We start from the raw sequence: 19066 nt of genomic DNA, 5'->3' as shown, positions 1-19066 counted from the left end.
TCTGTGCAATCTGTTCCATTTCAGAGCAATGCTCACAGAGTTCTTCGTAATGTTTCTCGTTGGCACTTCTGCCGCCATCTGCGTACTTGGTAAGCAAGCGATGAACCATTGTATCCGGATAACGGCGGATAGGTGAGGTGAAGTGGGTATAGTATTCGAAAGCCAGTCCAAAGTGTCCGATGTTGTGAACAGAGTACTTTGCTTTCATCATAGCACGGAGTGCAACCATCTGGATGAGATTATTCTCTGGTTTTCCTTCGCAATCAGACATCAACTTGTTGAGACTTCTTGCTGTAGCACCCTTCGTACCCTCTGTTTTCATCTTATAACCAAACTTCACAACGAATTCACGCAAGGTTTCCAACTTCTGTGGGTCAGGATTGTCATGAATACGATAAGGAAGCGTCTTTGGCTTCTTTCCTTTCTTTACCTTTCCGATACTTTCTGCCACCGTACGGTTGGCGAGAAGCATGAATTCCTCTACGAGTTTATTGGCATCCTTAGAGCGCTTGTAGTAGCAGCTTACTGGTTTACCCTTTTCGTCAACATCGAAATGCAACTCTTCGCGGTCAAACTTAACAGCACCATTTTTGAATCTTGCGGCACGCAGTTTCTTAGCCAGTCTGTCAAGCGTAATGAGCTGAAGTGCGTTTTCTCCTTGATAAGGATGTTCCTTGGTTTCGGCTGGAGCAGGTTCGCCAGTACCATCAATCACACCATTTGCTTCGAGGAGTTCCTGTACCTCTTCATATTTATATCTGCGGTCGCTCTCTATGACGGTATGAACGATGCGATAGTTCTTGACTTCGGCATTGTTGTCGAGTTCGAAGATGACGCTGTATGCAAGTTTTTCCTCATTAGGACGAAGCGAGCAGATAAAGTTACAGAGACGCTCTGGGAGCATCGGGATGGTGCGATCTACGAGATATACAGATGTTGCACGTTTCACAGCTTCCTTGTCGATGATACTGCCCTCTGTGACGTAATGTGACACATCTGCGATATGAACACCTACCTGCCAGTTACCATTCTCCAATCTCTGGATACTGAGGGCATCATCAAAGTCCTTGGCATCCTTCGGGTCGATGGTGCAGGTGAATACCTTGCGGAAGTCCTCTCGTTCTTTGTAATCCTGTTCTGTGATTTCGTCGCTTATCTTGTTGGCTGCATCTTCTACATTCTTTGGATATTTATAAGGTAATCCATATTGAGCAAGAATAGAATTCATCTCAACATCATTATCACCCATCTGGCCAAGAATGTCAACAACCTCGCCAATAGGACTCTTGTTTTCTCCATCCGGCCACTCGATAATCCGGACTACTGCCTTGTCATCGGTCTTTCCTCCCTTCACCTTTCTTCTAGGAATGATGATGTTGTGAGCAAAGACATCGCCTGGTGTCACGAGGTAAGCCAGATCCTTATCTACTTTCAGACGTCCTACGAAGGTATCTTTAGCGCGTTCAAGGATTTTGTTGACTTGTGCCTCCTTGATGTGATTCTTACGACGTGCCAGGAAGGTGAATTCCACCCTGTCGCCATTAAGTGCTCCCATCGAATTACGTTCAGAAACGAAAATAGGCTTCTCGCTATCATCAGGGATAACAGAGTTTTTGCCATTTGCCTTCCTAACGAATTTACCTTCCATCACCTGTATACTTTGATTCAGGCGATAAGAATTATCACTTACCTTAGCCAGGTAGTCATCCCATGCCATTTCCTCCATAATGTCAATCGCCAGCATCTTGAGCGGATGCGTCGTAAGATGGAGGGAACGGAATATCTCTTTAAAGCTGAGCGTTTCGCCCGGTCTTTCGGCAAAGAATTCCTGCAGCATCTCAGTGAGCTGCGCTTTGTTCATTCTTTTGCCACCTTTTTTACCTTTTCCCATAAATTATGACTATTATTAGTTTTATAAGGCAAAGAAACAAAAAAAAAAGGAGAAAACAAAGTTTCTTGGCATCTTTTTTCGTTTTTTATTAAATATGAGGCAAAACAGACCATAATATTTCTTCATTTTTCGTATTTCAGAGCAGAATATAGCTTATTGATTCTTTTTGTCTGTTCGTAAATGTAGTTCTTCTAAAATTGTGTTTAGGGGGGCTTGGATGTTACAATACTGTTACAACTTGAAATATCGGTAACAAATATTTCGTAATAACGGAAATTCTTATTATATTTGCAACCGAAACGTAACAAACATTTCCACAAATACAAATGAATATGGATACAAGTCAATATCTTGTGATTTTTTTTCAGATTCTCGGTTCTTTAGCTTTGCTCATCTATGGTATGAAGGTGATGAGTGAGGCCTTGCAGAAGATGGCAGGATCTCAGTTGCGCCACATTTTGGGCGCTATGACCACCAACCGATTTACGGGAATGCTTACAGGTACCTTTATTACCTGTGCCGTTCAGAGTTCCTCTGCAACTACCGTTATGACGGTTTCTTTTGTAAATGCAGGTTTGCTGACTTTAGCCCAAGCTATTTCCGTTATTATGGGTGCCAACATTGGTACCACGTTTACGGCATGGATTATGTCGCTGGGTTATAATGTAGATTTAACGATTGTCGTATTCCCTGCGTTCTTCCTCGGCATTATGCTGATTTATAGTAAGAAGCGCCGTTATTTCGGAGATTTCCTTTTTGGTATCGCCTTTCTCTTCTTCTCGCTCGTTCTGTTGAGTAGTGCGGGTAAGGCTCTCGATCTGGAACATAATCCGGCGGTTATCGATTTCTTTGGATCTTTTGATACGAAGAGTCATTTTACGATTGTAGTCTTCCTCCTGATAGGTACACTTATAACCTGTATCGTACAGAGTTCGGCAGCTGTGATGGCCATCACCATCTTACTCTGTTCTACAGGCGTACTCCCTATCTATCTGGGTATTGCCTTGGTGATGGGTGAGAATATCGGAACTACCGCTACAGCCAATCTTGCCGCTTTGGGTGCCAATGCCCAGGCTCGTCGTGCAGCCTTGGCCCATCTGGTATTCAATGTCTTTGGTGTAATCTGGGTTCTCTGCCTGTTCTATCCATTTGTAGATTTCGTTTGCTCTATCGTGGGGTATGATCCTGATGGTGGTATGTCTGCGGCACAGAAGACGAAGTTGTTGCCAATTGTCCTGGCGATGTTCCATACCTGTTTCAATGTTTGTAACACGGGCGTTCTGATTTGGTTTATCCCACAGTTGGAAAAAGTTGTCTGCAAACTTATCAAGCCTAAGGCAGATAAGGAGGATGAAGATTTCCGTTTGCGCTTTATCCAGGCTGGCATCATGAAGACACCAGAACTTTCTGTCTTCGAGGCACAGCAGGAAATCGGCAGTTTCGGCGAGCGCATCCATCGTATGTTTGGTATGGTGAGAGAGTTGCTGGAAACTCAGGATTCCAAGACTTTCGACAAGCTCTATGAGCGTATTGAGAAGTATGAGGGTATTTCGGATAATATGGAGATTGAGATTGCCAAGTATCTTGATCAGGTGAGCGATGCTCATCTGAGTGATGATACCAAGGCGAAGATCCGTGCGATGTTGCGTGAGATTTCTGAAATCGAGAGTATTGGTGACAGTTGCTTTAATCTTGCCCGCACCATTAAGCGCAAGGGTGAAAACAAGGAGGAGTTTACTGCCAAGCAGAGTGAAAACATTCATCAGATGTTTAAGTTGGTAGATGAGGCGCTGACTCAGATGAACTATATGTTTGCTCATGAACGCCATTCTATCAATCTCAACCATACGTACAATATCGAGACTGAGATTAATAATTATCGTACTCAGTTGAGAAACCAGAACCTGGATGATGTAGATAACCATCTTTATACCTATGGTGTAGGTACATTGTACATGGATATCATTCAGGAGTGCGAAAAACTGGGTGATTATGTGGTTAATGTCGCCGAGGCTCGCATGGGAGTCAGAACATCTGAGGCTGTGTAATGCAGAATGTTATTGATAGAAAGAAAATAAAAGTAATAAAAGCAAACGGGGAAGCATCAATGGGCGCTTCTCCGTTTGCTTTTGTTGTTTATGTATTCTGAATGTATTTACTTTTCCAATATTTCCTTCAGTTCCTTCATACCATCTGAAGCCCCTTTCATGATGTGCTCTATCTTGTAATATCCATTGGTGTTTACGGCACCCGGGTCTATCAGATAGATAGGAATGTGAGGCTTGGTATATGAAATCAGACCTGCAGCAGGATAAACGTTGAGTGAGGTTCCGATAATGACGAAGATATCGGCTTGCTGTACAGCTTCGGCTGCCGGCTCAATCATAGGAACGCTTTCGCCGAAGAAAACGATAAATGGGCGCAACAGGCTTCCATCTCCAGCTTCGGTTCCCGGCTTTACCTCGCAGTCATCCTCAGGTAATTCCTTGATGTAGCGATAGTCGTAAGGGTCGCGTGAAGAGCAAACCTTTGATAGTTCGCCATGCAGATGGATTACATTCTTGGAACCTGCCTTCTCATGCAGATTATCTACATTTTGGGTGATTACCGTCACATCGAAGTCTTTTTCCAGCTCCTTGATAAGTTTATGTCCCTCGTTAGGTTGCGCAGCATAGAGTTTATGGCGCAACATATTATAGAAGTTTGTTACTAGGGTAGGGTCAGCTTCCCATCCCTCATGGGTAGCTATCTGTTCTACAGGATAGTTTTCCCATAATCCATCATTGCCACGGAAAGTTTTGAAACCACTCTCCACAGACATGCCTGCACCGGTTAAAAATACGAGTTTCTTCATCTTATCACGTTTTAATTATTCATATTTTCTTAATCTTTTTATTAAGAATGCACAAATTTAGCAATTTTTCTGCAAATAACATCGTTTTAAGCGAGAAAAATGTTATCTTTGCACTCGTTTTAAGGACAAAAAGTACATTTTAAGATTATTAATACATTATTATAAATAGATTTTATGGATAAAGTAAGTTATGCTTTGGGCATCGGCATCGGTCGCCAGTTGGCTTCTATGGGTGCAGAGAGTTTGAATATTGATGATTTTGCACAGGCTGTAAAGGATGCCATCGCCGGTAAACTTCAGCTCGGCGAGCAGGAGGCTCAGGAGTTGGTACAGAACTTCTTTGCAGAGCAGGAGGCTAAGGCTCAGGCTGCTGCTGCCGAGAAGGGCAAGGTTGCTAAGGAAGCTGGTGAGAAGTTCCTCGCCGAGAACGGCAAGAAGGATGGTATCATCACTACTAAGAGCGGTTTGCAGTATCAGGTTTTGCGTGAAGGTAATGGCAAGGCTCCTAAGGCTACCGATCAGGTAGAGTGCCACTATGAGGGAACGCTTATCGACGGTACTAAGTTTGACAGTTCTTACGACCGTGGTCAGACTGCTACCTTCCCATTGAACCAGGTTATCGCTGGTTGGACAGAGGGTCTTCAGCTCATGACCGAGGGTGCCAAGTTCCGTTTCTTCATCCCTTATCAGTTGGGTTATGGTGAGCGTGGTGCAGGTGCATCTATCCCTCCATTCTCAGCATTGATTTTCGATGTAGAACTCGTTGCAGTTAAGTAATCTGTTAGTAGATATATTTAAATGAAGTAAAGGCAATCTTGGAATATAATAGATAAAAATAAAGATTTAAAATATAAATAAGGAAATGAAAAAGTTATTTTTCGGAGCCCTCGTGGCTTGTGCTGCTGCTACATTCGTAGGTTGTGGCAATTCTACTCCTAAGGCAGATCTCAAGACTGATGTAGATACTATGAGCTATGCTATGGGTATGTCTCAGACTCAGGGTCTGAAGGAGTTTATGGTAGAGCGCATGGGCGTTGATACTGCTTACATGGATGATTTCATCAAGGGTCTTAACGATGGTGCCAACGCTGGTGACGACAAGAAGAAGGCTGCTTACTATGCAGGTATCCAGATTGGTCAGCAGATCAGCAACCAGATGGTTAAGGGCATCAACCACGAGGTATTCGGTGAGGATTCTACAAAGTCTATCTCTCTGAAGAACTTCATGGCTGGTTTCATCACAGGTACTACTGGCAAGAAGGGCTTGATGACTGTTGAGCAGGCTGCTCAGATAGCTCAGGCTAAGATGATGGCTATCAAGGCTAAGAACATGGAGAAGGAATATGGTCCTAACAAGGTTGCTGGTGAGAAGTTCCTCGCTGCCAACAAGAAGAAGCCAGGAGTTGTTACTCTGCCTTCAGGTGTTCAGTACAAGGTAATCAAGGAGGGTAACGGCCCTATGCCAAAGGATACTTCTATGGTTAAGGTTAACTACGAGGGTAAGACAATCGACGGCAAGGTATTCGATTCTTCTTTCAAGCGTGGTCAGGCCGTAGATCTCCGTGCTAACCAGGTTATCAAGGGTTGGACTGAGGCTTTGGTTCACATGCCAGCAGGTTCTGTTTGGGAGGTTTACATTCCTCAGCAGTTGGCTTATGGTGAGCGCGAGCAGGGTCAGATTAAGCCATTCTCTGTATTGATCTTCAAGATTGAGTTGATTTCTGTAGGTGGCAAGTAATTTTTGTGGAAACTCATTTTTATAGAGGACTTATAAATGAAGAAAATATTAATGACAGCACTCGTCCTCGTGGCGGGTGCTTCTTTGTTTACAGCTAGTGCTGCAAGCAAGAAGAAGGTTAAGAAGGCGGCTACTCTTGTTGAGTTGAAATCATCAGCCGATTCTTTGAGTTATGTAGCTGGTATGAATGCCACTCGTGGTCTGATTCCTTATATCCAGCAGAGTTTTCAGGTAGATACTGCCTATATGGAGAATTTCCTTCGTGGTTACAAGGATGCGCTTGCCATGGGAATCAATCCTAAGACCGTAGCTTATTCTGCAGGTATGGAGGTTGCCAAACTGGTAGAGAAGCGCGTATATCCTGGCACAAAGGAAGAGTTGAAGAGTACAGGCGATTCTATCAGCCATGCTATGTTCCAGAATGGTTTTATCGCAGCTTTGGCTAATGATACAACATTCTTTACCTCTAAGGCTGCTGCCGATTTCCAGAAGGAAGCTTTGGCTGGTGCCGGCGAGAAGTTCCTTGCTGCTAATGCCAAGAAACCTGGTGTAAAGGTGTTGCCTAGCGGTTTGCAGTATAAGGTGATTACCGAAGGTCATGGCGAAGTGCCTAAGGCAAGCGATGAGGTAGAGGTTATCTACGAGGGTCGTCTGCTTGATGGTACCGTTTTTGATGCTACATCCAAGCATGGTGGTAGCAAGACTGACAAGTTCCGTGCCAATGGCTTGATTAAGGGTTGGACAGAGGCGCTTACTCTGATGCCTGTGGGCAGTAAGTGGCAGCTTTACATTCCTTACGAGTTGGCTTACGGCGAGCGTCAGGCTGGTCAGATTCCTCCATACTCTACTTTGGTGTTCGATCTTGAGCTGGTTAGCATCGTAAAGCCAGAGGTTAAGGCTGAGCCTGCTGGCGAGTTGAAGGAAGATGTAGCCGTAGGTGCAGAGAAGAAGGTTGTTAAACCTGCTGCCAAGAAAGCTGCGCATTCAAAGAAGAGAAAGTAATTACGAAATTCATTTCATCAAGTAATTACTACTAAAATATAATAAGGTAAGAGCCAAGGATAGAGTGTTATCTTTGGCTCTTTTTCACGAGGAAGTTCTTTCGGGTATCAATACGCAAGATGGGTGGCGTATTGTCGTTTTCTCCTATGGTAGATTCTACTAAAAGTAGTAAAATGCCAAGGTTTTTAACATTTCAATAGTTTTTTGCCATTGAAAAAATGGATATACGGTCAAGGTTTTATCTATATATAAGTTTTAAGTGAGAATCCACCAAGGGAATACGTTATGTGTTTTTGGTGGATTCTTTTTCGTTTCAAAATTTGCTGATTTTCAAGGATATAACTTGTAGGTAATCTGCATGATCTAACGATGCGCATCATTAGACCTTAATAAAGCGCTTTCTTAAAGTTTATACTTGCGCTTCTATTGAGAACTGGCCTTTATGATAAAAGTAATTTACAGTAAATATGAGATAAAGGAAGAGTTTAAAACTCTATCCTTTAACTATGTGCTGCTTCATAAAAAGGACACTAAATTGTACCTTGTTATTTTAAACCGTTACATAATAACAAGGATAGGTAGAGACTTTTATTTTTACCTATCCTTGATCTTGTAGCATTTACTTTCGCAAGTTTTTAATTAATAACTCCGCTTACAATTCCGTTTTCTATCATAACAATGGTGCCAGAATCATACGACCACATAATACGTTGCGAGTTTTCTGTAATGGTAAGTGGTTTACCCTTTGCTAATATAACCTCTTTTGGATTCATACCTTTCACTACTTGTCCTGAAACGATAGCTTCCCAATGAGACAATTCTACTTTTGAATCAAGAATTTCATGCATCGTTTGTTGGATAAAGTGATTGCATAAAACAGAAAACTTCTCTATATATTCTTTGTATTGGGGCTTTTTCTCTAAGTTTATTTTGTCAAAAGACATAGTCTTAAAAACCGCTAAGACACCCTTTGGGGCACATTTAACGTCTTTTATGAGAAACTCTATTTTGCCCTTATTCACAGCAATATTAAGTTGAAAAGTATAAACCTTATCAGAGTTTTCGTTTTCAGCAATATTACAACCAACACTTAGCACTAATTTTTGGGGATCACATTTTAGTGTGTTTTCAACTACGTTGCTGGATTTCTCCATAGCCCAGAGAGCTGCACTACCAAAGGTTGTTCGCTCATCAATTTTACATGGCTTGGAACCTTTGCAAATATAACTATTCCCTTCTTTTGTCAACGAGTAGTTATCTTGTGCATGGGTAATAGTAGCAGATAGTATCATCAGCACTGCCAAAATCACAGTTTTCATATATTCAACTCTTAAATTATTAAACAAACAATCTGCCCAATATCCGTCATTGTAACAGATATTAGGCAGACCCTATCTAAAACTTATGCATTTGTTAGAATACAAGACCGATTGTTGCTGCAAAATTGTTCAATTTGTAATTGTATGATTCGTAATCATCTTCATACTTAACAAAATCGGTCAACCCTCCACCATAAGATAGACCTACGTAGAATTTACCCAATTCAACATTGACTCCAGCTTGCCAGCCAAGAGTAAAGAACTTCATATCATCAACGTCAGATGTGATGTTTCCATTAAATGTAAGACCTGCTAAAGGGGCAATCTTGACACTCTCTGTTACAGGCCACTTGTAAGTTACGTTCAAGGGAATTGTTGCAATCACAGCACTTAAATCATCAAAAGCGTAAGTTGCACCAAGACCAGTTTCTACAAACAGAGGCATATCTTTGGCTACAGAGATGCCCTTAGTCCAAGCTAAAGAAACACCACTGACAGATTCTGAACCTTCTGCAGTTGAACTAATTGAGTTGTATGATACACCGATGCGGTTGTAACCACTACTTTTTTTGTAAGTAACTGTGTTTGATGTGATGAGCTGGGCAGAAGCACCAAGACTCATGATAGTGGCAATAGCCAATAATAATAACTTTTTCATTGTGTTATAATTTTAGAATTAATATTTATGTTTACTTATTTCGATTCTCATTGCCAACAGCTTTGTTCTGCTTATTATCAACAGATATAGCACGTATGCGGGCACCATTCTGTAAAGGGTCAATCCACTTGGAGTCATCTGTACCCAGCTGACCTTCGCCATAATTATGGAATTTCACATACTTAGCAGGATAACCACGCACAGTAACATCTAAGCCTTTGGTCTTCTCATTATTGATAACATAAAAAGTTGCACCAAGAATAATATCTGCACCTGCAAGTTTTGCAGCTTTGAAAGCAGCATTAGCTTTTGCATTCTCAAGCATTGCTGTACTAATCTCAGAAAGAGAAACTCCAGGGAAGATATTAAATGACCATTCTTGACAATCTTTGTTTATCATCTGGAGCTCAGCTACCATTGGACGTACAAAGAACTCTGACATACCCTCTTGGATACGTGTTTGTGCATGCTCAAATTTAGCCTGTGCATGCATTGAGGCAATACTACCTGCTAATAATAAAAGAGTAAACGCAATCTTTTTCATATATGTTTAACATAGCCTATTGACTCCCAAGCATCGGCAATATAAGTTACATGAAAAAGTTTTTGACTATAAACGAAAAAGCGCAGGAGTCTGATCTTGTCACTCGTCCTACGTCTTGAGGCTTCTCGCATTGCCCATCCAGTCAAGAACGAGCAACGAACAGAAACCCACGCCGATAGTTGATATAATTATCCCAATATACCAAACTTGTACACCTTATATTATATAAGATGCACAGAATGATATTAGGGGTATTATAAAAACATCCCATGAGCATCTATCGTTGCCTTGTTACGTGACTGAATCATTTTGAAACTTTGCGAGAATTTCAAGACGTCAAGTTACAAAGCGCATGATAAACGCTTCCCATAAATAGTGGCTCTCATTACCTCTGATTTGGCACCCTTGCCTATGCAGTCCCACCTACAATAATGTAATGCGAGAGCATCTAATCGGCGTAGGTATTGCAGTACAAGAAACATTTTTAGTAATGAGTCTCCACTCATAATGTTATATGCAACTGCAAATTTTATGAAAACCGCTTCAAAATTAAATCTAATTTATGAAACCACCAAATAAATTAAGATATTTTTGCTAAAATATAGGCTAAAAAGATGATTTTTGGAAAATATTTCTATTATTTTTCTGATAATATGGTTTTATTCAGTACATTATTTCCATTATTCATATTTTCAAAATTTACACACAAATCAGATTCCGTTGAAAATACAGAAATATATGCTAATGCCATTGCGGGAAGGCTGTTGGAGGTCGTCAAGCGATACCACAACTTTTTCATAGTTATCAGCAATACACTCTAACGGAGCATATTCTTGCTCTATTGTCTGCTCACCAACAAGCATATAGGTGGCTTGTACATAGATGGTTCAATCATTCTTGATGGCGACAAAATCCACCTCTTTTTCCTTTATGTTACTTACATATACATCATAATCTATGACGTAACAGGTCTATAAATATGAGATTCTTCAAAAGATACCCGACTCCAGCGTAGAGATAATTTTTAAAAGACAAATCGTTCATATAGTATTTACAACTTCCCTTAATTGAATATTTTTAGAGTCTTTGCCTCTTGTTTAATCAATGCATCTGAAGAGAAAAGGGCAATCTATTGAAATTTTAAGTGAGAGGTCACCAAGGGATCTCTTGAAAATCATGCTTCTTTTGTTTTTAATTTCTATGCCATAAAAGCGTTTTTTCTGTTAAAATTCGTATAAATACTATCAAAAAGCACGAAATTTGCAAAATAATCGTGCTTTTTGTTGTTTATATCAATAGTTTTTCCTAATTTTGCTATCTGGTATAGAAAAGTACCTTATAAATAGAATAATATAAAACAAAACGAAATGGAGAAAATAGACAATCTAGACAGAAAGATTCTCGGCATCCTTTCTAAGAATGCCCGTATTCCTTTCAAAGACGTAGCCGCAGAATGTGGCGTGTCTCGTGCTGCCATCCATCAGCGTGTTCAGCACTTGATGGAGGATGGTTTCATCACCGGTAGCGGTTTTGATGTAAACCCTAAAAGCCTGGGTTATTCTACCTGCACTTATGTAGGTTTGAACTTGGAGCGTGGTAATATGTATAAAAAGGTGGTAGAGCGCTTGCAGAACATTCCTGAAATCGTAGAGTGCCACTTTACAACCGGTTCATACACCATGCTGATTAAGCTTTATGCCCGCGACAACGAGCAGCTCATGGATTTGCTCAACAATAAGCTTCAGGCTATCCCTGGTGTGGTTTCTACCGAAACGCTCATCTCTCTTGAGCAGAGCATCAAGCGTGAGATTCCTGTACTTCTCGATGAAGATTAATAAGAGTCTCCATACCTGAGTACGATTTTTAGAAGATCTTGAATCATTATTTTTTGAAAGATAAACAAATGGAAACATTTGACTTAGAGTCGCATCTCCAGGATGCATACTCTAGATTTCCCGAAGCGAAGCATCAGCCTGTAATTGGCCTTACTGCCAATTATGAAGGTATTGATGCTACGCTTCGCGACCGTTATTATAAGCAGGTAATAGCGGCTGGCGGTACGCCGGTCATTATTCCTCCTGTTGCCGATGCTCAGGTCATCGTCAATACCCTGGAGCATCTTGACGGATTGATTCTGACGGGTGGCGGCGACCATAATCCGCTGTGGATGGGCGAAGAGCCTTCTCCCCGTCTTCACAACATCAATCAGGAACGTGATGCTGCCGAACTGATGATTACCCGATTGGCTTTCAACCGCCAGATTCCGATGCTTGGCATCTGCCGGGGCATCCAGACCCTCGCCATTGCGCTGGGTGGAAAGGTGTGTCAGGATATCAAGCAACTGGTAAAACACAGCCAGGATGCCGACCGTACTGAACCAACCCACATCGTAGAAATCAGGAAAGATTCCACCTTATATAATATATATAATAAGGAGAAAATCTTTGTCAACTCGTTCCACCATCAGGCGGTAAGCGAGCCAGGCAAGCATCTGCGCACCATCGCCAAATCTTCTGACCATATTATCGAGGCAGTAGAGAGTAGCGAGTATAAGCAGATTCTCGGTGTGCAATGGCATCCGGAATGGCTGGAAGAAGAAGGATTGAAGATTTTCCAATGGCTGGTTAATCAGGCTAACAACTTTTATGCAGCCAAGCAGTTGCATAAGCGCATCCTTACGCTCGATACCCATTGTGATACTCCGATGTTCTTCCCTCAGGGCATCAAGTTTGATCATCGCGATTCCCGCATTCTGGTTGATCTCCATAAGATGACCGACGGTCATCAGGATGCTACCACGATGGTGGCTTACCTGCCACAGCCTCAGATAGGCGAGAGCTTCAGCAGCAAGGTGGCTTTCGATGTAAAGGGACCTGCGCAGTATGCCGACCTCATCTTCGACAAGATAGAAGAGATTGTGAGCAAGAACAGTCAGTATCTCAGCATAGCCCGTACTCCTGCCGATCTTTATAGCGATAAGCGGAAGGGCAGAAAGAGCATCATGCTCGGTATCGAGAACGGTCTCGCCTTGGAGCACGATATCAGTAACGTGAAGCATTTCGCCCAGCGTGGCATCGTTTATATCACGCTCTGCCATAATGGTGATAATGATATCTGCGATAGTGCCCGCGGCTGCAATACCCATAATGGTGTGAGCAGTTTTGGCGAGAAGGTGATTCAGGAGATGAACCGCCTGGGCATCATGGTAGATTTGAGTCATGGTGGCGAGAAGAGTTTCTACGATGCACTTGATATCAGCCAGACTCCTATTGTCTGCAGCCATAGCAGCAGCCGTGCGCTCTGCGATGTGCCTCGTAATCTGACCGATGACCAGATGCGTGCCCTCGCAGCAAAGGGCGGTGTGGCTCATACCACGCTCTATCACGGATTCCTGCGTAAAGAGGGTGAAGCCGACATCATGGACGCTATCGCCCATCTTGAGCATGCCATCGATGTGATGGGTATCGACCACGTAGGTCTGGGTACCGACTTTGATGGAGACGGCGGCATCAGAGGTCTCGCCGACTCTTCTGAACTCATCAATTTCACCCTCCAGCTGTTGCGCCGTAAATATAGCGAGCAGGATATTGTCAAGATTTGGGGAGGCAACTGGCTCAGAGTGATGACGCAGGTACAGAACTTTAAACATTAATGTTATGACGAAGAAAATGAAGATAATTTTAGGCTTGGTAGTTGCTGCCGGAGTGGTAGCTGGAGCTATCAGCTATAAGAATGCCAACACCACGTCGCCGGAAATCCAGGAAGTAGAGGAAGCAGAGAAGCTGAATCCTGTAGGTCCTGCCTTTAATGCCGATTCGGCGTTGGCTTATTGTGCCGCACAATGCGATTTCGGTCCTCGCGTCATGAACAGCGAGGCGCACGACAAGTGTGGCGAATGGATTGTGAGCAAGTTCAAGCAGTTTGGTTGCGAGGTAGAAACCCAGAAGGCTGACCTCAAGGGCTATGATGGTACCATCCTGAAGAATACCAATATCATCGCCCATTACAATCCGAAGGCTGAAAACCGCATCTTGCTCTGTGCCCATTGGGACAGCCGTCCTTGGGCTGACAACGACCCCGACAGCACCAACTGGCGCAAGCCTGTAATGGGTGCCAACGATGGAGCCAGCGGAGTAGCCGTCATGTTGGAGATTGCCCGCCAGCTGCAGGCAGACAAGAAGCTGAATCCTAACATCGGCGTAGATTTCGTATGTTTCGATACTGAAGATTGGGGAACACCTCAGTGGGCTGATGTTCAGGACGATGGCGATACTTGGGCTTTGGGTGCCCAGTATTGGAGCGAGAACAAGCCTGAGGGATATAATCCACGTTTTGGAATCCTCCTCGATATGGTGGGCGGACAGGGAGCCAAGTTCTATCGTGAAGGCATGTCTATGCAGTATGCCGGTGGCATCGTGAAGAAGGTTTGGGCTGCAGCCCGTCAGGCTGGTTTCGGCTCTTACTTCCCTAAGAGCGATGGCGGAATGATTACTGATGATCATATTCCGGTCAACGAGAAGGCTAAGATTCCTACTGTAGATGTGATTGCTTATTATCCGGACTGTCAGCAGAGCAGTTTCGGTCCTACCTGGCACACCGTGAGCGATGATATGGCTCATTTGGATAAGAATGTGCTTAAGGCAGTTGGCCAAACCGTGATTCAGGTGCTTTATACTGAGGAATAGGTCGGCATCCCATTCGGATATAAAAGGAAATGTTCCTAGGAAAAGTTGTTGCTTTTCTTAGGAACATTTCTTTTTTCAGTCTGTTTAAATCTTCGTTCATCGACGTTGAACCGCCGTTCACCGTCTATGAACCGCCGTTCAACGACGCTGAACGGACATTCAACGTCGATGAACGGAGATTTCTTCTGCTTGTATCAACAAAAAAAACTTAGGTATAAAAGCAATTCCTATTGACTGGAAATGCTTTTATACCTAAGTATATGGGCTTTCTGAATAAGATGAGCTGGTTAAATCTGCCCCGATTCTACCTGTCTTACCACTCTTTCTGTTAATCTGTCAACGCCGTTCGGGTCGTACTTCTTGTTGAGGCTGGCACCGAAGAGGCTTGCAAATGCCTGATAGAATCCGGCACGGATAGGACCCAGAAAGGCTTGAATCAGGTGATAGGATGAGGAATTGCATTCGCGATACACCAGTTTGATGCAGAGTTTACCCTGTGCATAGGTGAGTTTCTTCATTCTCGGGGTATATTCCTGTTTAATACCTTTCTCCACCAGTTTCATGTGTGCATCCTTTGCCTTCTTGTTAGGCAGCGTTTCCAGATAATCACCCGTTTCGATGATAATCTTTCTTACCTCTTTGGCTATCGGCAGCACCTTCTTGATGTTGTATACCAAACGGTTGTAAGCCATTCGTTCCTTGGCGTTCTTGAATACCGGCTGCGGATAAACGTACACGTTGTTCACCTGAACATATTGCACGCTGTCATGATCCAGGAGCACTTTTCCTACCTTCACCATCGGTTCAAAGGTAGGAGCATCCATGTCCACCTCCCTGTCTTCAGGGTTGTCGTCATCGGTCTGCGCCATGGTTTGCAGGGTGATGCAGAAGAGCATCGCCAGTAAAAAGCATATTTTCTGTTTCATGTAAATCTCCTCAAAGTTCTTTGTCCAGCTCCTTTTTTCGTGGAGCTTCTTCTATATATAAAGAGGTGTAAGCCCCTTTGTGTTACTAATTACGCCGCAAAATTACAGATTATTTCTCAATTTGAGAAAGATTCTTGGCTTTTTCTTTCTCTTTTTCAGATTTTAGCAGTAACTTTGTCTTAATTTAATAAATGAAGTGCCTACTGCAGATGAAGCATGCTCATTCCATAACATCCCTCTTGTTGAAACTGTTTCTCGTAGGCAGCTCCCAAATCTTCTGTGCCTCATGGGCTCAAGCCCAATATTCCTCTCTTTCAGAACAGGGCGCCGTGCCCGAAGATTCTCTTTCCGCTTCGCCACTCTGGCAGCAACTGCTGTCCGACCTTTCTTCATCCGAAGATTTCGAGCATGTAGCCTGGCAGGACTATGAAGAAGATTTGGAGGAGATGGCGCAGCATCCCGTCAATCTGAATACGGCAACGAGAGAAGAACTGGAGCGCATGCCGTTTCTTACTGCATCGCAGGTAGAAGACATCCTGTTCTATATCTACCGCTATGGACAGCTGAAGAGTATGAGCGAGCTTACCCTGATAAGCAGCATCGGCTGGTATCAGCGCCAGCTGATGAGTTGTTTCTTTTATGTGGCCGATGACGGGAGCAAGCCGGCTTTTCCCAGTCTTAAAACCATCGCCCAGTATGGCAAGCACGAAGTGATGGGCATGTTGAAGGTTCCTTTTTATGAGCGCAAGGGCGATGCGAGCGGAACCGACGGCTATCTAGGTTATCCTTACAAGCACGGACTGCGCTACCAGTTTCGCTACGGCAATTCCGTCAAACTGGGATTCGTAGCTTCTCAGGATGCCGGTGAACCATTCTTCGGAGGCAGGAACACGATGGGTTACGACTTCTATTCCTTCTATCTTCAGGTAAAGAACCTGGGCAGATGGAAGAATATCACCCTGGGCAGATACAGACTGAACGCAGGATTGGGACTGATACTCAATAATGATTTCGGCTTCGGCAAACTCTCAGCCTTAACCTCCTTGGGCAGATCATCTTCCTGCATCATCCGCGGTCATTCTTCCCGTTCTTCAGCCAATTATCTGCAAGGCGCCGCCGCCACCTATACCTTATTAAAGGGCCTCGAACTGACTGGTTTTCTTTCTTATCGCCAGATAGATGCTACGCTTTCTGCTGACGGCGGGGGCATCAAGACCATCCTGAAGACCGGTTTGCATCGCACGGTGAATGAGATTGCTAAACAGAAGGTAGCATCCAATACACTTGTGGGAGGCAACATCAGTTACCGGCATCAGGGCTGGCACATCGGAGGTACAGCCTTTTATACCTCTTTTTCCCTTCCGCTCACGCCCAATAAAAGCCAGCTTTACAAGCGTTTTGCTCCAGAGGGGAATGCCTTTTGGAATGCCAGTATCAGCTATGGTTATATCTCCCATCGCCTCACCCTCTCCGGCGAGACGGCAACTGGCGATTGCGGTTCCATAGCCACGCTCAATGCAGCCTCCTATCTCTGTTCCGACCATTTCACGCTCATGGCTCTTCACAGGTACTATTCTGCCCGTTACTATTCTCTCTTCAGCAACAGCTTTTCCGAGGGGAGCGATGTGCAGGATGAAAACGGCGTATATCTGGGCTTTACCTGGATTCCTGCCCATCATTGGAGCATCACAGCCTATAGCGATTTCGCCTATTTCGCCTGGCCTAAGTATCAGACCAGGGAGAGCACTCAGAGTTGGGATAATCTGGTGAATATTCTCTTCCAGCCCTCCAGAGTCCTGACGGTAGGAGGAAGGTTCCGTTATAAGGATAAGGCGGGAACCACGACCGGCCGTCTGCGCCTCTATGCCACAATAGTCCAAAAACGATGGAGCGCCAAAACCAGTTTAGACTATACGATGAGCCAGGCGGAAAGCACGATGAAGAATGAGGGCGATGAGCTTAGTAAAGGCTATATGGTGAGCGAGCATATAGGATGGGAATGGAAATGGAAGAAGCAGTTGAAAGGAACGTTGAGAGGCTGCCTGGGCTATTTTCATACTTCCGATTTCGCCTCCCGTATCTACGCTTATGAGCCTGGTCTGCTCTATCAGATGAGTTTCGGCAGCTACTACGGCGAGGGCATCCGTTACGCCTTGGTGGCACGCTCAGAGATAGGTTCCCATCTGCTGCTTATCGCCAAATTGGGTACAACCGATTATTTCGACCGCTCTCACATCTCTTCTGGTTTGCAGGAAATCTCCCGCTCTTCACAATCCGATCTGGAGATACAGGTAAAGTGGAAATGGTAAGAAAGAATGGAGAAAAACGGGAAAAATATATCAAGAATAAAAAATATTAACCGTTTTTCTTGTTTAAATAGAAAAAATGAGTTACTTTTGCATCTTGAATAAATACTGGCTTATAAATGAAGATATTGATAGTTATCCCTTGTTATAACGAGGAAGAAGTGCTGCCTAAGACCTTAGATGTGCTGGGGGCATTGATCAGAAAAATTAAGAAAGAGACTGATGCCGACACAGAACTGCTGCTTGTCGACGATGGCAGTCGTGACCATACTTGGCAGATGATTTCGGATGCTGCCAAGGAGCATGGGTATGTGCATGGCATCAAACTGTCGCATAACCGGGGCCATCAGAATGCGCTTTGGGCAGGTATGGAAGCTGCGGTAGACCATTGTGATGCGATGGTAAGTATCGATGCCGACCTGCAGGACGATGAGAATGTTATCGTGGATATGGTGCGCCAGGTGCAGGAAGGCAAGGATATCATCTATGGTGTGCGCAAGGAGCGCAAGACCGATACCTTCTTCAAGCGCTTTACCGCCCAGGCTTTCTATAAACTGATGCAGAGTGTGGATAAGGAGACGGTTTACAATCATGCCGATTTCCGCATGATGACCAACCGCACCCTAAAGGCGCTGATGCAGTATCCTGAGCGCAATCTTTTCCTCAGAGCCATCGTCCGCCAGTTGGGTTTTCGAGAGGGGTTCGTCTATTACGACCGCAAGGCTCGTGAGGCGGGTGAGAGTAAGTATCCGTTTACCAAGATGCTGAGTTTCAGTATAGATGGCATCACTTCGTTCTCCGTGGCACCATTGAAGTTTATCACCTTCCTGGGTCTGGCGATGACTTTAGTAGCAATCATCATGATTATCTTTGCCTTGGTAGAATATTTCCAGGGCAAGACCATTCAGGGCTGGACCTCTATGCTTGTTTCCATGTGGTTTATCGGAGGCATCATCACCACGGGTGTAGGCATCACGGGTGTTTATATCGGCAAGATTTATACCGAGGTGAAACGTCGCCCACGATACTTCATCGAAGAAAGAGTATAATCTTATCGAAGAAAGAAAATAAGAAGAATATCAATTTGATAGATACAAAAATAGCATCGGTACTTATAATCCCGATGCTATTTTTGTATCTAAT

General features: G+C 43.8%; 15 protein-coding genes (1 of these 15 only partly in view). 9 read left to right on the top strand and 6 right to left on the bottom strand.

Annotated features, from left to right (window positions below; translation table 11 throughout):
* Window positions 1–1891 carry the 5' portion of a ribonuclease R gene (rnr, locus tag ONT19_RS11860; RefSeq protein ID WP_264952045.1) on the bottom strand. Its footprint begins 407 nt before the window's first position, so only the first 1891 of its 2298 coding nucleotides appear in the window; it begins with the start codon at window positions 1889–1891; the stop codon falls past the left edge of the window.
* A 332-nt stretch (window positions 1892–2223) separates the two neighbouring features.
* Here rnr and ONT19_RS11855 point away from each other — a divergent pair, with 332 nt between their 5' ends.
* Window positions 2224–3939: a Na/Pi cotransporter family protein gene (locus ONT19_RS11855; protein ID WP_118066590.1), complete on the top strand. Its 1716-nt coding sequence runs from the start codon at window positions 2224–2226 to the stop codon at window positions 3937–3939.
* 107 nt (window positions 3940–4046) lie between these two features.
* Here the strand turns inward: ONT19_RS11855 and ONT19_RS11850 are convergent, their stop codons facing one another.
* Window positions 4047–4745, bottom strand: coding sequence for an SIR2 family NAD-dependent protein deacylase (locus ONT19_RS11850; protein ID WP_006848157.1), 699 nt, complete (start codon window positions 4743–4745; stop codon window positions 4047–4049).
* A gap of 174 nt (window positions 4746–4919) precedes the next feature.
* On the opposite strand from ONT19_RS11850, the gene ONT19_RS11845 reads away from it, so the two are divergent.
* From ONT19_RS11845 to ONT19_RS11835, 3 genes are all read left to right on the top strand, one after another.
* Window positions 4920–5522, top strand: coding sequence for an FKBP-type peptidyl-prolyl cis-trans isomerase (locus ONT19_RS11845; protein ID WP_006848156.1), 603 nt, complete (start codon window positions 4920–4922; stop codon window positions 5520–5522).
* A gap of 85 nt (window positions 5523–5607) precedes the next feature.
* Window positions 5608–6483 carry an FKBP-type peptidyl-prolyl cis-trans isomerase gene (locus tag ONT19_RS11840; RefSeq protein ID WP_006848155.1) on the top strand — a complete coding sequence of 292 codons (876 nt, stop codon included), beginning with the start codon at window positions 5608–5610 and terminating at the stop codon, window positions 6481–6483.
* Between the two features lie 36 nt (window positions 6484–6519).
* Window positions 6520–7485 (top strand): FKBP-type peptidyl-prolyl cis-trans isomerase, encoded by a 966-nt coding sequence (locus ONT19_RS11835; RefSeq protein WP_264952044.1) that lies wholly within the window; start codon window positions 6520–6522, stop codon window positions 7483–7485.
* 635 nt (window positions 7486–8120) lie between these two features.
* Here the strand turns inward: ONT19_RS11835 and ONT19_RS11830 are convergent.
* From ONT19_RS11830 to ONT19_RS11820, 3 genes are all read right to left on the bottom strand, one after another.
* Window positions 8121–8804 (bottom strand): hypothetical protein, encoded by a 684-nt coding sequence (locus ONT19_RS11830; protein WP_118416717.1) that lies wholly within the window; start codon window positions 8802–8804, stop codon window positions 8121–8123.
* 94 nt (window positions 8805–8898) lie between these two features.
* A complete protein-coding gene (locus ONT19_RS11825) occupies window positions 8899–9462 on the bottom strand; it encodes a porin family protein (RefSeq protein WP_147381714.1) in 564 nt (187 codons plus the stop codon).
* 31 nt (window positions 9463–9493) lie between these two features.
* Window positions 9494–10006, bottom strand: a complete 513-nt coding sequence (locus tag ONT19_RS11820; RefSeq protein ID WP_147381713.1) for a hypothetical protein — start codon at window positions 10004–10006, stop codon at window positions 9494–9496.
* A 1367-nt stretch (window positions 10007–11373) separates the two neighbouring features.
* Here ONT19_RS11820 and ONT19_RS11810 point away from each other — a divergent pair.
* The 3 genes from ONT19_RS11810 (at window position 11374) to ONT19_RS11800 (ending at window position 14691) form a co-directional block, all read left to right on the top strand.
* Window positions 11374–11841: an Lrp/AsnC family transcriptional regulator gene (locus tag ONT19_RS11810; RefSeq protein ID WP_006848151.1), complete on the top strand. Its 468-nt coding sequence runs from the start codon at window positions 11374–11376 to the stop codon at window positions 11839–11841.
* Window positions 11842–11909: 68 nt separating this feature from the next.
* Window positions 11910–13658, top strand: a complete 1749-nt coding sequence (locus tag ONT19_RS11805; RefSeq protein WP_264952043.1) for a membrane dipeptidase — start codon at window positions 11910–11912, stop codon at window positions 13656–13658.
* A 4-nt stretch (window positions 13659–13662) separates the two neighbouring features.
* Window positions 13663–14691, top strand: a complete 1029-nt coding sequence (locus ONT19_RS11800; RefSeq protein WP_153073623.1) for a M28 family peptidase — start codon at window positions 13663–13665, stop codon at window positions 14689–14691.
* Window positions 14692–14978: 287 nt separating this feature from the next.
* Here ONT19_RS11800 and ONT19_RS11795 read toward each other — a convergent pair whose 3' ends face one another.
* Window positions 14979–15617, bottom strand: a complete 639-nt coding sequence (locus tag ONT19_RS11795) for a DUF4294 domain-containing protein (protein WP_153073624.1) — start codon at window positions 15615–15617, stop codon at window positions 14979–14981.
* Window positions 15618–15808: 191 nt separating this feature from the next.
* Between ONT19_RS11795 and ONT19_RS11790 the strand changes: the two genes are divergently transcribed.
* Both ONT19_RS11790 and ONT19_RS11785 read left to right on the top strand, forming a co-directional pair.
* Window positions 15809–17926 (top strand): helix-hairpin-helix domain-containing protein, encoded by a 2118-nt coding sequence (locus ONT19_RS11790; protein WP_264952042.1) that lies wholly within the window; start codon window positions 15809–15811, stop codon window positions 17924–17926.
* Window positions 17927–18042: 116 nt separating this feature from the next.
* A complete protein-coding gene (locus ONT19_RS11785) occupies window positions 18043–18972 on the top strand; it encodes a glycosyltransferase family 2 protein (RefSeq protein ID WP_153080140.1) in 930 nt (309 codons plus the stop codon).
* The last annotated feature ends 94 nt before the right edge of the window (window positions 18973–19066 follow it).

It is taken from the genome of Segatella copri (genome assembly GCF_026015625.1).
Taxonomy (GTDB): Bacteria; Bacteroidota; Bacteroidia; order Bacteroidales; family Bacteroidaceae; genus Prevotella; species Prevotella copri_H.
The sequence above is the reverse complement of the archived record's forward strand: the minus strand, read 5'-3'. Positions and strand labels throughout refer to the sequence as shown.

Coding starts and splice junctions, on each gene's coding strand:
- ONT19_RS11835 (WP_264952044.1), top strand. CDS start 6,520: ATGAAGAAAATATTAATGACAGCACTCGTCCTCGTGGCGGGTGCTTCT.
- ONT19_RS11810 (WP_006848151.1), top strand. CDS start 11,374: ATGGAGAAAATAGACAATCTAGACAGAAAGATTCTCGGCATCCTTTCT.
- ONT19_RS11795 (WP_153073624.1), bottom strand. CDS start 15,617: ATGAAACAGAAAATATGCTTTTTACTGGCGATGCTCTTCTGCATCACC.
- ONT19_RS11845 (WP_006848156.1), top strand. CDS start 4,920: ATGGATAAAGTAAGTTATGCTTTGGGCATCGGCATCGGTCGCCAGTTG.
- ONT19_RS11785 (WP_153080140.1), top strand. CDS start 18,043: ATGAAGATATTGATAGTTATCCCTTGTTATAACGAGGAAGAAGTGCTG.
- ONT19_RS11820 (WP_147381713.1), bottom strand. CDS start 10,006: ATGAAAAAGATTGCGTTTACTCTTTTATTATTAGCAGGTAGTATTGCC.
- ONT19_RS11790 (WP_264952042.1), top strand. CDS start 15,809: ATGAAGTGCCTACTGCAGATGAAGCATGCTCATTCCATAACATCCCTC.
- ONT19_RS11825 (WP_147381714.1), bottom strand. CDS start 9,462: ATGAAAAAGTTATTATTATTGGCTATTGCCACTATCATGAGTCTTGGT.
- ONT19_RS11830 (WP_118416717.1), bottom strand. CDS start 8,804: ATGAAAACTGTGATTTTGGCAGTGCTGATGATACTATCTGCTACTATT.
- ONT19_RS11850 (WP_006848157.1), bottom strand. CDS start 4,745: ATGAAGAAACTCGTATTTTTAACCGGTGCAGGCATGTCTGTGGAGAGT.
- ONT19_RS11805 (WP_264952043.1), top strand. CDS start 11,910: ATGGAAACATTTGACTTAGAGTCGCATCTCCAGGATGCATACTCTAGA.
- ONT19_RS11855 (WP_118066590.1), top strand. CDS start 2,224: ATGGATACAAGTCAATATCTTGTGATTTTTTTTCAGATTCTCGGTTCT.
- ONT19_RS11840 (WP_006848155.1), top strand. CDS start 5,608: ATGAAAAAGTTATTTTTCGGAGCCCTCGTGGCTTGTGCTGCTGCTACA.
- ONT19_RS11800 (WP_153073623.1), top strand. CDS start 13,663: ATGACGAAGAAAATGAAGATAATTTTAGGCTTGGTAGTTGCTGCCGGA.